The organism is Lacticaseibacillus nasuensis JCM 17158 (genome assembly GCF_001434705.1).
Classification (GTDB): Bacteria; Bacillota; Bacilli; order Lactobacillales; family Lactobacillaceae; genus Lacticaseibacillus; species Lacticaseibacillus nasuensis.
Genome location: NZ_AZDJ01000026.1, coordinates 51697 through 64447, shown reverse-complemented (window position 1 = coordinate 64447; position 12751 = coordinate 51697). Strand labels below are relative to the sequence as shown.

Sequence of the window (12751 nt, the reverse complement as noted above, 5' to 3'; positions counted from 1 at the left end):
GCTAGTCTTCCTCCTTGTCGATGATGGCCGGCACCTGAATCAACGTGCCCTTGTGCGTCGGCACGTTTTGCATCAAGGCGTCGGGGCTCATTGGCGCCGTGGCCTCATCGGGGCGCATCACGTTGTTCAACGCAATGCTTTGCGTCGTCGCCGGCACGCCGGTGGTGTCGACTTCATCGAGTTGGGCCACCATGCCGAGGATTTCATCGAGTTGCCCAGTGAACTCCTGCAATTCCTGTTCAGTGAAGCTGAGTCGCGCGAGATCGGCGACATGCGCCACGCTTTCTTTGCTGATCATGTGATCCCCACTTTCTTTCTTGCAAACTGAGTTTATTCTACCATACCAATGCGCGCTGCGAGCCCACGGCCGAACGAAAAAAGGCGGCAACCTGCGTCGCCACCTCGAGGGTTAATAACTGCTGAAGACGTGCGTGTACAAGCCCTTGCTGCCACTTTCGCGGGCAATGAAGGCCTGCACCCCGCCGGTGGATTGAATCGTGATCTCGAGCTTCACGCCAGCCGGCAGGTACTTGGTGGCGCTGGTGGCCACCAGCTGGGTAAAGCTTTGAATCTCGCTTTCCCCGTAAAACTGCGTGTTGATCGTCACGTTCATGCCGGTGAGGTTGTTGTTGGTGTAATGCGTCTGCGCCGTCACCCCGGCCAGCGTCGGGAAGAAGTTTTGCACCTTGTCCTTGAAGTTGTCGAAGTCGTCGGCCACGGTTTGGTTGATTGGCTTGGCGTTTTCCACCGTCGGCAGGACCTGGTTTTTCTCGTTGACGTTGCTCCAGCTGCCCAGGCTCGTGCCGGACTTGCTGACGACGTAATCGATGAAGGTGCCGCCGACCAGCGAATCGGCGCCGGCGTTTTTGTACAGGCCGATGATGATCGGGGTGTCGTTGCCGACGCCTTTGAGCTTGCGCAGGCGGTTCACAACGGTTTGCGCCATCGCCTTGCCTTGCTTGGTCAGCGCGGCATCGCCGATGTGCGTCGTGTAGGTGGCGCCGTATTGTTCTTTGGTGTAATAGTCGTATTCGTTGAGGCCCAGCGCGATCGCGACGCCGCCGAGGTTCAGCTTGTTGCCGGCTTGCACCATGAAGTCTTGCTCCAACAGCGTCTGCAGGTAAATCGGCGCGCGGGTGGTTTCGCCATTCTTGCCGTTATCGGCGGGGTTTAAGCCGGTGGGATTGCTTTTGCTTTGCCGCCCCAGCCAGTTCTCGGCCGTCGCCGTCGACAGCAGCTGGCCTTCTTGGAACACGTACTTGCTGGTGGAAAACTGCTGCTTGGCCAGCGTCAACAAGCCGTTTTCCATGCTTTTGACGTTGAACATGTTGCTGCCTTGGGTGTTTTGCGTCAGCTGTAAGCCGCGCGCCGAGCTGGTTTGGTAGCGGCCGTTCTTGATGACGCCTTGGTACATCGAGTTGTCGACCGTGCCGGTGGTTTGGTACGCGCCGGTAGTCGTGCCGCTTTTGGCCGTGCTGGTGGTATCCGAATCAAAACTGAGCTTGCCGCAAGCGGCCAACATCAGCGTAGCCGCGGTGGCCAACAGCACAAACAATTTCTTCATGGAGCGCCTCACTTTTCTAGGACCGCCTGGATCTCGGCCTCGTTCATAATGGGGACCTGCAGGCTTTGGGCCTTGGCCAGCTTGCTGCCGGCCGCCTCCCCGGCCACCAAGAGATCCGTTTTTTTCGACACCGAGCCGGTCACCTTCGCGCCCAGCGCCGTCAGCTGCGCGGTGAGGGCCTGGCGGGACCACGCGGTGAACTTGCCGGTGATGACGACGGTTTTGCCCGCCACCGGTGAATCCGCCGGCACCGCCGCCACTGCCGTGGTGAACGTCAAGTTGACCCCGGCGGCCGCGAGCTCGCGAATCAGCTCCTGGGCCGGGGCTTTGGCAAAATAGGTCACCACCGAGTCGGCGATGATCGGCCCGACATGGTCAATCGCCGCCACCGTGTCAAAGTCCGCGGCCATCAACGCATCAATGTCGCCGAAGTGCTCAGCAAGCAGCCGCGCGGCCTTACCGCCGACGTGGCGAATGCCTAACCCAAATAATAGCCGTTCCAACGAGTTTTGGCGCGAGCGATCGATGGCGTTTAACAGATTGTTAATGGACTTGGCCTTAAACTTGTCGAGCTGGCTCAAGTCCTCTGCCGTCAGCCGGTAGAGGTCCGCGACGTCCTTGACCCGCTTCAGGCTCAGGAGTTGCGCGATGATTTTCGGGCCGAGGCCGTCGATATTCATCGCGTTGCGCGAGGCAAAATGGGTCAGCTGCTCTTGCACCTGCGCCGGGCACATCGGGTTGATGCAGCGCAAGGCCACTTCGTCTTCCAGGTGCACCAAGGGCTGGCCGCAACTCGGACAGTTGGTTGGAATCGGGGCTGGGGCCAGCCCCGCCGGCCGCTTGGCGAGCACCACCCGCGAAACCTCGGGAATAATGTCGCCGGCCTTATGTAGCATCACCGTGTCGCCGATGCGGATATCCTTTTCGGCAATCAGGTCGGCGTTGTGCAACGTCGCCCGGGCCACCGTGGTGCCGGCCAGCTGCACCGGATCCATCACGGCAGTCGGCGTCACGACGCCGGTGCGGCCAATGGTCCACTCGATTTCGCGGACGACGGTTTCCGCCTCTTCCGGCGGGAACTTATAGGCGATTTCCCACCGCGGGACCTTCACCGTGTTGCCCAGTTGCGCCTGCAGCGGCAGGCTGTCGACTTTCACGACGATGCCGTCGATGCCGTAGCTCAACGCGTCGCGGTCGGCGGTTTGCGTCGTGATGTAGGCGTCGATTTGGTCGAGGTCTTGGGCCACCACCGAGCTGGGATTCGTCGCAAAGCCCAGCCGGCGCATGAAGGCAATCGCCTCGTGCTGCGTGGTCACGCCGTATTGTTCCGGCGCCACCAGCGTGTACATGAACGTGGCCAGCTCGCGCTTGGCCGTCACCGCCGCGTCGAGTTGGCGCAACGACCCCGCCGCCGCGTTGCGCGGATTGGCAAACGGCTTGGCGCCATCGGCTTCCTGGGCGGCGTTGAGCTTGGCAAAGGCGGCCTTTGGCATGTAGCATTCGCCGCGCACCTCGAGGTCCAGCGGCTCCGGTAAGGTGTGGGGAATGTCGGCGATGGTCAACACGTTTGGCGTCACGTCTTCGCCGATGTTGCCATCCCCGCGCGTCGAGCCTTGCACCAGGCGGCCTTGTTCATACACCAACGACAGCGACAGCCCGTCGATTTTCAACTCGACGTTGTACGCCACGGCTTCATCCACGCCGCTTTGCAACCGGGCGGCCCAGTCCTGCAGCTCGCCCAGCGAAAACACATCACCCATCGACAGCATCGGCACCGCGTGCGGCACCTTGGTGAAGGCCGGATTGATCACGTCGCCCACGGCTTGCGTCGGCGAGTCCGGCTGAATCAGCGCGGGAAACTGCGCCTCGAGTTCCTGCAGCTGGCGGTAAGTCGCGTCGTATTCGCTATCCTCGACGCTCGGCGCATCATTAGTGTAGTATTCGCGCCGCCAGGTATTTAGCTTCGTGACCAGCGCCGCAATGACCGGCGCGGCCGACTCCTGCGTATAGGCTGCCATGATGTCCTCCTATTTTTTCACGATTGGGGCGAATGCGGCCAGCAGGCGCTTGACGCCCATGGTTGGAAAAGCAATGTCGAGTTCCTGATCGTCGCCGGTGCCGGACACCTTGACCACGGTGCCGACGCCCCACTTGCGATGTTCCGCCTTGTCGCCGGCGACCCAAGCGGTTTTACCTGCCGCGCTGGTCGGTCCGGCGCTGACCACCGTCGCCTTGGTGCCGGTGCGGCGCTTCGGTGAAAAGGTCGGCGTCACCGCCTGTTGCGTGCGGTTGATGAACGGAATGTCGCTGGTCGGTGCGGCGTTGCCGGCAGTCGTCAGCAAATCATCCGCGATCTCGTCGATGAAGCGACTTTGCGGATTGGTTTGCCGCTGGCCATAAAGCAGGCGGCCATACGCGTTAGTCAGATACAGCTTCTTTTGCGCCCGGGTGATGCCGACATAGGCCAGCCGCCGCTCTTCTTCCAAGTCGTCTTCATCCATCGCCGCGCGGCCTAGCGGGAACAAGCCCTCTTCCATGCCGACCAGGAACACCACCGGGAACTCGAGCCCCTTGGCGGCGTGCAGCGTCATCAGCGTGACTTCTTGGGCGTCTTCGTCCTCCGTGTCTTGATCGGACACCAAGGCCAGGTCGGCGATGAAGTCGACGAAAATGTCGCTGTCTTCTTCTTCAGGCTCGTAGCTTGAATCAAAGTTTTGCGTCACGGACAGCAATTCCTCAAGGTTCTCGACCCGCGTGTCGGCCTCGACGGTGTTGGCCGCCTTTAAGGTCGGCAGGTAGCCGGTGTCGGTGAGAATGGCCTGCATCAAGTCGGTGACGGTTTGGCCGGGTTTCTTGGCAATCAGCTGCTGAATGGTGTGCCCGAAGTCGGCCAGCGCCTTGCGCGCCTTGCCGCCCACCGGGGACAGCTCGGCGTTGATCGCCGCTTCCAGCAGCGACCAGCCGTTTTGCGTGGCGAAAGCCTGCAGCTTCTCGATGCTGGTGGCGCCGATGCCGCGCTTGGGTTCGTTGACGATGCGGGCGAAGCTCATGTCGTCGGCCGGGTTGATCACCAGCCGGAAGTACGCCAAGGCGTCGCGAATTTCCTTGCGGTCGTAGAACTTGTGGCCGCCGATGACCTGATACGGAATGCTGGCCTTCAAGAACGCCTCTTCAATGGACCGCGACTGCGCGTTGGTCCGGTACAGCACGGCAAAATCACCGAATTGGCGGTGGTGGTCCGCCATTTCTGCCTCGATTTGCTTGATGACGAAAAAGGCCTCGTCGGTTTCGTTTTGCGCGCGGTAATAGGTGATCTTGTCGCCGGTGGGATTCTCCGTCCACAAGGTCTTCACCTGGCGCTTGGCGTTGTTCTTGATAACGTCGTTGGCCGCCGAGAGAATCGTCTTGGTCGAGCGGTAGTTTTGCTCGAGCAAAATCACCTGAGCGTCCGGATAGTCGTCTTGAAAGTCCAGGATGTTTTGCATGTTGGCCCCGCGCCAGCCGTAGATGCTTTGGTCAGCATCCCCGACGACGCACAGGTTGCGATACCCCGCCGCCAGCATCGTCACCAGCTGGTATTGCGCCTCGTTGGTGTCCTGATACTCGTCGACGTGGATGTATTGAAACTTGTTTTGGTAAAACTTCAAGGTGTCCGGGCTTTGCTTGAACAACACGATGGTCTGCATGATCAAGTCATCAAAATCCAGCGCCTGGTCACTTTTCAGCCGCTTTTGGTACTCGGTATAGACATCGACGACTACCTTTTCAAACGGACTGGCCGCTTGCTCGGCGTAGTCGCTCGGCGTCAGCAAATCGTTTTTCGCCGTGGAAATAGCGCCGAGGATGCTTTTCGGATCGAAGCGCTTCGGGTCGAGGTTCATGTCCTTCAAGATGTGCTTGACCAGCGTCAGCTGCTCGGCCGGGTCGGCGATGGTGAAGGCCTTGGTGTAGCCGAGCTGCTCGATGTCCCGGCGCAAGATGCGTACGCACAAAGCGTGAAAGGTCGACACCCAGACATCGCGGGCGAGTTCGGGATCCAGCAGCTTCCCCACCCGTTCCTTCATTTCCTTCGCCGCCTTGTTGGTAAAGGTGATGGCCAACACGCGCCACGGGTTGACGTTTTGCTGCTCGATCAAATACGCGATGCGGTGCGTCAACACCCGCGTTTTCCCGGACCCGGCGCCGGCCATAATCAGCACCGGCCCTTGGGTGGCGAGCACCGCCTCCGTTTGTTTATCGTTCATGCCAGTCAACAAGGCATCCATGGTTGTATCGTCCTTTCCCGTTACATTCGTTCCTCAATTGTACCAAAAAACGCCTGCCCCTGCAGACGTTCATGGCCGCGGCCGGCTGCCTCTGAAAATAAAAAAAACCCGCAAGCGGGTCTAACTGAGCTTACCGGGCAAAGACGATTTCGCGCCAGTAACTGCCGAGGCAGGTTTGCAGCGTGATGCGCTGGCCGCCGCCGGTGCCGACAATCTGGTTCCACAGGTCCACCTTGTTGGCGGTGACGCCATTCGGGTTAACCTTGGCGATTTGGTACACGTGGTACGTGCGCCCAGTGCCTTGTCCGTCGGTCACGCGAATCGCGGAGCCGATGCCCAAGCTGGTCATGACCGCAAACGAACCGGGATTGTGCCCGATGAAGTGCGTGTTTTGACCGCTGGTATTGCTGTAGTTGGTGCGGCCGCCCCAAGTGGCAGCGCCATTGCCAGGCGCGGCGCCCATGCTGCGGTTGCCAATGATGTAGCGAATCGCAACGCCGCCCATGGTGATGGTGTGGGCGGCTTCCCGCTTCGTGGCCACCGGAGTGACGCGAGGCGCTTGTTTTGCTACTGCGGGCTTAGCCGCAACCTGTTGCTTGGCCACTGGCTGGCGCGTGGTGGTCGCCTGCGTCGTGGTGCTTGTTGTCGCGACCGGCGCCGTGGCCGTCGGCTTCACGGCGACGACCAGGTGGCTGGCGCGGTTTTCAGCAAAGGCGGCAGCGGCGGCTGACTGACGTAGCGCATCGGTATGCGCGACTTGATTACTTACGGAAACTTGCGGTTGTTCCGCAGACGCAGCTACCGAATGGCTAATCACACCACTCGCTAACACACTAACTGACACTCCCAAAAAGAGCATGGTCTTCAACAAGCCACGCTTGATCATAAAATTAAATCCCCCATTTAATATGGTCATGTTCCCCCGAACATGACGAATTGCCAATCGCTCCTCGCGACGCGTGCCTTGGCTTACACCCCAAGCACACCGGACAATTCATTGTCATTGACTTACACATTGACTTTTTGCGTCGAGGTCTACTATACACGAAAAACCGAGCCAATTGTAAAAAACTTATCGATATAACTACAATTAATTAATGAAAAACCGAACGAAAATGAGCCGTGCACAATTTGATTCGGTTTACTGAATAAATGTAACCGAAACCAAGAGCCGCTAATTAGCAATGCTGCCGCCCGCTTCATGCCAGTAAATTCGGAATTCTACTAATTAAAAAACAGAAAAATTTTCAGAAAATATCACGTAAGCACCATGTCGTGACAGACTTTTTTCAGTATTGTCAAGCCGAAGCCGATGCCGCGCCGCAAAAAAACAGGCCGCTTCCAAAATGGAAGCGGCCTGCCAACATGCGATTAGGTGGCTTATGCGCGAGGCGGATCACATACCAGCGTGACCCCGCGCATCGTCGTGGAGACGGCACCAGAAAAGAGAAGCGAACGCGCAACCGTGGGGGGCGGCATGCGGCTCAATTTGAAGCCAACGGTCTTGGCGAATCGGGGGAACGCGATCGGTGACGATTCTTCACCAGGGCCCAAGTGTAAGCGGGTTGCGCCCGAAGAATATTCACGTCGACCAATCACGGCCAAAAGCCGTTTTTAACAAAAAAAGACCCAGCTCACGACGGGCAAATGCCCCCGTGGACGGGTCGTCCTTCACGTGAATGAAGGTGAGCAGTGCTTCAAATTTATCTCTTGTGGCCATACTACCCGGTCACGACAGGAATTGCAACCGGTCTAGCGCAATTTTCTACGAATTTAATGGCGGTGGCGACTGCTGCGCCGGCGCATCCACCCCACGGCAACCGCCCCTACAGCCACCAGCGCACCGCTAAAGACTAACCACCACACGGAACGGCGGGCGGTTGGCTTGGTCTTGCTGGATACCGCGGTGGTACCCTTTAGCGTCAGCCGCTTGGTAAAGCGCCAAGTCGTCGTGTCGGTTTTCGCCGTTAGCGTCAAGGTGTAACGCCCGGCTTTGAGCCGTTGACCCGGTTGGCCCAGGGCAAACGCCAGCGTACTATTCGGGGCCATGGACAGTTGGGTTCTACTGGCGGTGAGTGCGGGCTTGCTGGCGCCTTGGCGCGTGAGCTTAGCCGTCACGCTCAGGTCGTGGACCACCGCAGGCTTGATGTTGGCCAGCGTGGCGGTGAGCGGCGGTGTTTGCTGCTTGCTGGCCGGTTGTACCTTGGTGAGGGTCAGTTGCGGCTCGACGGCTTTACGGCTCATTTGCAGTTGCACCGCCGTGGCGTAAGCGAAGCGATTAGTGAAGCCCACGCCTTGCTTGGCTTTGGCATCAGCTTCGGCCACCTGCGTCACGTACAGCCCGCCGAGCACCACGCCGGTAAAGCGCTGCTTGGGCACGGTGAGTTTCACCCGCACCGTTTGGCTACCGCCGGCGGGAATCGTCACCGTTTGCGGCGCACTGAACAACTGCTCAATGTTTACGGCCAAATCCGCCGATGCCGGACTGCCATGGCGGCTATAATCGATCACGCCATTGGCATTGGTCACCGCGCGGTTCGGCGACACGCGGTAGCGCTGCGTCGCCGTATCTTGATTGGTGATGGTCATGCGCAGCGTTTGCGTCGTCCCCGGCTTCACCAGCAAGTCATAGTATCCGGCCGAGCGGTCGATTTGATTGTTGGGCAGCTGCGGCATCACGCTATAGGTGACCCCGTCGGCTCGCACCGGTTGCGCCAGGCTGGTGAGCCCCGCAAACACGGCGGCCACCGCCAGCCAGATGAGTTTCTTCATGCCTGTTCTCCTTACGTCATTGCAATTAGTATACCATTCAAAAACGGCCGGCAGGAATGCCCCACCGGCCGCCATGACGCTAGGCCAACCCCAGTCGCGCGAAAATCTCGTCCACGTGCTTGAGGTGATAATGATAATCGAAGGCATCCGCGATTGCCGCGGGCGTTAAGCGCGCCGTGACCTGCGGATCGGCCTCCAGTAGCGCCCGGAAGTCGCGGTGCTCGTCCCAGGCCTGCGCCGTTTTCGGCTGCACGAGGTCGTAGGCTTCCTCGCGGGACAACCCGGCTTCAATCAGCTTCAGCATGACACGCTGGCTATAAATCAGGCCGTGCGTTTTTTGCATGTTGGCCAGCATCGTCTCCGGGAACACGTCGAGGTGGCTCAAGATGCCGGTGAAACGATGCAAAATATAATCCAGCAGCCCCGTGGCGTCGGGCAGCATGATGCGCTCGGCAGATGAATGCGAGATGTCGCGCTCGTGCCACAGGTTCATATCCTCTAGCGCCGGCGTCGCGTATCCGCGAATGATGCGCGCCAAGCCTGAGACGTTTTCCGAGCCAATCGGGTTGCGCTTGTGCGGCATCGCCGAGCTCCCTTTTTGCCCAGGATTAAAGTGCTCCTCGACTTCGTGAACCTCGGTGCGCTGCATGTGCCGCACCTGGGTGGCGAAGCGCTCGATGGAACTGGCAATCAGGCCGAGGGTTTGAATGTAGTGCGCGTGCAAGTCGCGCGGCAGGATCTGAGTGGAAATCTCCTGCGCGTGAATGCCGAGGTGTGCGCAGACATACGCCTCGACGGCTGGCGGCGTGTTGGCAAACGTCCCCACCGCGCCGCTAATCTTGCCGGCTTCGACCTCCGCGGCGGCTTCATCGAAGCGCTTGAGGTTGCGCTGCATCTCCGAATACCATGTCGCCACCACCAAGCCAAACGTGGTCGGCTCCGCGTGCACGCCATGGGTGCGGCCCATCATCACCGTGTCCTTGTAACGCTTGGCCAAATCCGCCAACACCGCAATCAAGGCCTCGATATCCTGACGCAGAATCACGTCGGCTTGCTTCAGCAAATAACCTTGCGCTGTGTCGACCACGTCGGTACTGGTCAGGCCAAAGTGCACCCACTTTTTCTCCGGGCCCAGAGACTCCGACACGTTACGGGTGAACGCCACGACATCGTGCCTTGTCACAGCTTCGATTTCGTGAATCCGGTCGACATCAAACGTCGCGTGCTCGCGCAAGGCGGCGGCATCCGCCGCCGGCACCTCCCCTAACTCGCGCCACGCCTCTGTGGCCAGTAATTCAACTTCCAACCAGGCCTGGTACCGATTCTGTTCGGACCAAATGGCCGCCATCTCCGGACGACTATAACGATCGATCATGGGAATCCTCCTATCAAAGTTGTGAGCGGTGGCGGGAAGAAGCGGAACACAGGCGCCGCCTGAGGGTTGACTCGCGCACTTTGCGAGTCGGCCATCAGGTGGTCCTGTGTGCAGCTTCTTGCCACCGCGAGCACGATTAAGTTGTGAGCCGGGGCGGGTAAAAGGCGGAGCGTAGGCGCCGCCTGGTGCTTGAAAGGCGCTTTTTACCTTTCAAGTGCCAGGTGGTCCTACGTGCAGCCTTTTGCCCCGGCGAGCACGATTAAGTTGTGAGCGGTGGCGAGCACGATTACAGCGAAAAGTACCCGGTTGCACTCAGCTGCTGCGCCACCACCGCGCGGTCGCCGATAATCGTCACATCACCGAGCAACGCGTGATTCAATGGATAAAACCGGAAACGCCACTCAGGTTTGATTTGCAGCTGGGTCAACGCGGCGCTGCGGTCGGTATCGTGCAGAAACAGCGTCACGGCCGGCTGGCGGCGCGTCATATTCGGCAACGGCCAACCGAGTAGCGCCCGCAGGTGTACTTCCTCCGGCGTCGCGCCGGTGGCCGCCGGGAGCACCGCGCCGTTCAGTTGCGGTGCGGAATACAGGCGCTTCACGTATAGCGTGCCGTTAGCGGTGAGGTAAAACGCGATGGCAAACACGCCGGTATAATCGAGCTTGTCGGCGATGACCTGCGCGATGCGCGTGACTTCCTTAGCGACGGGCATGCCGCCGCTGGCTGGCACGATGGCTGCCTGCAGCTGATGGCCGGCAAATTTGGTTTCGACTAACGGCATCACCTGCACGCTGTCGCCGGCTTTGGCCACCATCACCGTGAAGTCTTGCGGCTCGTCCAGCCACGCCTCGAGCACATAAGGCCGCTGCTGTAACAGCTGGCCGGCGCGGGCGACATCGGCCGCGGTATCAAGGCGCAGTTGCTGATCCTGGCCGACGCTTTTTTGAATCGGCTTGAGAATCGCCGGGAACCCGACGACCTCCACGGCCTTGGCGATGTCGTTGGCCGTGACGACCTGGGCGTAAGGCAAAATGTTTAAGTTGAGGTCCTCGAAGAAGACCTTCTCCAAATACCGGTCCTGCACCACGTCGAGAATGCGAACGCCACTTGGCAGCTGCTCCGGCGCGGTGGCGGCGGCGAGCGCCTCGCTGTCGACATTTTCATCCATATAGGTGATCAACGTCGTGCGGTCGGCGAGCTGCTGCAAGGCCGCCGCGTCGCTGCTGGTGCCCACTAACGCCATGTCGGCTGCCTGCATGGCGATGTCGCCAGGCAGCGGGCTCAACACGACGACTTGTAAGCCGAGGCGATGCGCCGCGAGGACCAGACGGTAGGCTTCCACGCCGCCGCCGATAATCCCGAGGATGGCCCCGGGTTCAGTGAATCGAGCCAAGCGATTCCCTCCAATCAAGTCGTGGCCACGCCGCAGCGTGACCACCAATAGCCATCAATCTTTTTCGTTTAAGCCGTCGTGGCTGGCCATTTCCGGTTGCGGCGTCTTCGCGTTGAACAGCAGGTTGAGCCCCACCGCGCTCACGCTCGACAACAGAATGCCGGAGCCGAACAGCAACTGAATCGTTTTCGGCAGGAACTGCACGATGCTCGGCTGCACGGTGACACCGAGGCCGAGGCCGATAGAAATCGCGGCCACCAGCAGGTTTTTATCATCGTGAAAATCGACTTGCTGCAGCATGCGAATGCCTTGCACGGCGACCATGCCGAACATCACCAGCATCGCCCCGCCCAAGACCGGATCGGGAATGATGGTGGCCAGCGCGCCGATTTTCGGCAACAGACCCAAAATCACCAGGAAAATGGCGGAGAAAATCACGGGCTTGCGCGTCTTGATGCCGGACAGCTGCACTAGCCCGACGTTTTGGGAAAACGTGGTGTACGGGAAGGTGTTGAAGATCCCGCCGAGCAGCACCGCCAACCCCTCGGCGCGGTAGCCGCGCTTCAGGTCGGTTTCGCCAATCTTGCGGTCGACGACATCCCCCAGCGCGAAGAACACGCCGGTGGACTCGACCATCGACACCAGCGAAATCAAAATCATCGTGACGATGGAGCTCCATTCAAAATGCGGCGTGCCGAAGTAAAACGGCGTCGGCACGTGGAACCAGCTCGCCTCGGCCACCGGCGCCAGGCTCACCATGCCCAACGCGCCGGCCAGCAACGTGCCGGCAATCAAGCCAATCAAGATCGCAATCGAGCGAATGAAGCCGCGACCCCAGACGTTTAAGGCGAGAATCAGTAGCACGGTGAAGGCCCCGACGGCAAGGTTCGTCATGCTGCCGAAGTCCTTGGCCGTCGTGCTGCCGCCGCCAAGATTTTGAAACGCCACCGGAATCAGCGACAAGCCGATGACGGTGATTAGCGTCCCCGTGACCAGCGGCGGAAACAGCCGCCGCAGCTTGGCGAACAAGCCGGAAACCAGGAAGACGAAGATGCCGGCGACGATAATTGCGCCGTACATCGTTTGAAAATCATACTTCTGGCCAATGGCGATCAACGGCGCCACGGCCTGCACCGCGCACCCCAGCACCACCGGCAGGCCGATGCCGAAGAATTTGTTACCGAAGACCTGCAGCGCCGTGGCGACGCCGCACATGAAGATGTCGATGGACACCAGATAGGTCATTTGCTCGCTGGAAAAATGCAGCGAGGCGCCGATGAGAATCGGCACCAAGACGGAGCCGGAATACATCGCCAGCAGGTGTTGGAGCCCCAACACCGCCGCTTTTGGATTGGATAACTGTGTGTTTTCCATCCTGCCCT

General features: G+C 59.8%; 9 protein-coding genes. All 9 read right to left on the bottom strand.

What is annotated here, in order from left to right; genetic code table 11:
- Window position 1 precedes the first annotated feature (1 nt).
- The gene (gatC, locus tag FD02_RS06305; protein WP_056951220.1) at window positions 2–298 is read right to left on the bottom strand and encodes an Asp-tRNA(Asn)/Glu-tRNA(Gln) amidotransferase subunit GatC; all 297 of its coding nucleotides are present in this window, start codon (window positions 296–298) and stop codon (window positions 2–4) included.
- 111 nt (window positions 299–409) lie between these two features.
- Window positions 410–1564 carry a CamS family sex pheromone protein gene (locus tag FD02_RS06300; RefSeq protein WP_054721796.1) on the bottom strand — a complete coding sequence of 385 codons (1155 nt, stop codon included), beginning with the start codon at window positions 1562–1564 and terminating at the stop codon, window positions 410–412.
- Between the two features lie 8 nt (window positions 1565–1572).
- Window positions 1573–3582, bottom strand: coding sequence for an NAD-dependent DNA ligase LigA (gene ligA / locus FD02_RS06295; RefSeq protein WP_056951217.1), 2010 nt, complete (start codon window positions 3580–3582; stop codon window positions 1573–1575).
- Between the two features lie 9 nt (window positions 3583–3591).
- Window positions 3592–5829, bottom strand: coding sequence for a DNA helicase PcrA (gene pcrA, locus FD02_RS06290; protein WP_056951215.1), 2238 nt, complete (start codon window positions 5827–5829; stop codon window positions 3592–3594).
- A 130-nt stretch (window positions 5830–5959) separates the two neighbouring features.
- Window positions 5960–6661 (bottom strand): sortase domain-containing protein, encoded by a 702-nt coding sequence (locus FD02_RS06285; protein ID WP_225352383.1) that lies wholly within the window; start codon window positions 6659–6661, stop codon window positions 5960–5962.
- Between the two features lie 941 nt (window positions 6662–7602).
- Window positions 7603–8601 carry a WxLIP family cell surface protein gene (locus FD02_RS06280; RefSeq protein ID WP_056951213.1) on the bottom strand — a complete coding sequence of 333 codons (999 nt, stop codon included), beginning with the start codon at window positions 8599–8601 and terminating at the stop codon, window positions 7603–7605.
- Between the two features lie 79 nt (window positions 8602–8680).
- Window positions 8681–9976, bottom strand: coding sequence for an adenylosuccinate lyase (purB, locus tag FD02_RS06275; protein WP_054721790.1), 1296 nt, complete (start codon window positions 9974–9976; stop codon window positions 8681–8683).
- Between the two features lie 286 nt (window positions 9977–10262).
- Window positions 10263–11369, bottom strand: coding sequence for an ATP-grasp domain-containing protein (locus tag FD02_RS06270; RefSeq protein ID WP_056951211.1), 1107 nt, complete (start codon window positions 11367–11369; stop codon window positions 10263–10265).
- Between the two features lie 54 nt (window positions 11370–11423).
- Window positions 11424–12743 carry a nucleobase:cation symporter-2 family protein gene (locus FD02_RS06265; protein WP_054721784.1) on the bottom strand — a complete coding sequence of 440 codons (1320 nt, stop codon included), beginning with the start codon at window positions 12741–12743 and terminating at the stop codon, window positions 11424–11426.
- Window positions 12744–12751 lie beyond the last annotated feature (8 nt).

Excerpts from the sequence above, each read along its gene's own strand:
- FD02_RS06300 (WP_054721796.1), bottom strand. The coding sequence starts at position 1,564 with ATGAAGAAATTGTTTGTGCTGTTGGCCACCGCGGCTACGCTGATGTTG.
- gatC (WP_056951220.1), bottom strand. The coding sequence starts at position 298 with ATGATCAGCAAAGAAAGCGTGGCGCATGTCGCCGATCTCGCGCGACTC.
- FD02_RS06265 (WP_054721784.1), bottom strand. The coding sequence starts at position 12,743 with ATGGAAAACACACAGTTATCCAATCCAAAAGCGGCGGTGTTGGGGCTC.
- purB (WP_054721790.1), bottom strand. The coding sequence starts at position 9,976 with ATGATCGATCGTTATAGTCGTCCGGAGATGGCGGCCATTTGGTCCGAA.
- ligA (WP_056951217.1), bottom strand. The coding sequence starts at position 3,582 with ATGGCAGCCTATACGCAGGAGTCGGCCGCGCCGGTCATTGCGGCGCTG.
- FD02_RS06280 (WP_056951213.1), bottom strand. The coding sequence starts at position 8,601 with ATGAAGAAACTCATCTGGCTGGCGGTGGCCGCCGTGTTTGCGGGGCTC.
- pcrA (WP_056951215.1), bottom strand. The coding sequence starts at position 5,829 with ATGGATGCCTTGTTGACTGGCATGAACGATAAACAAACGGAGGCGGTG.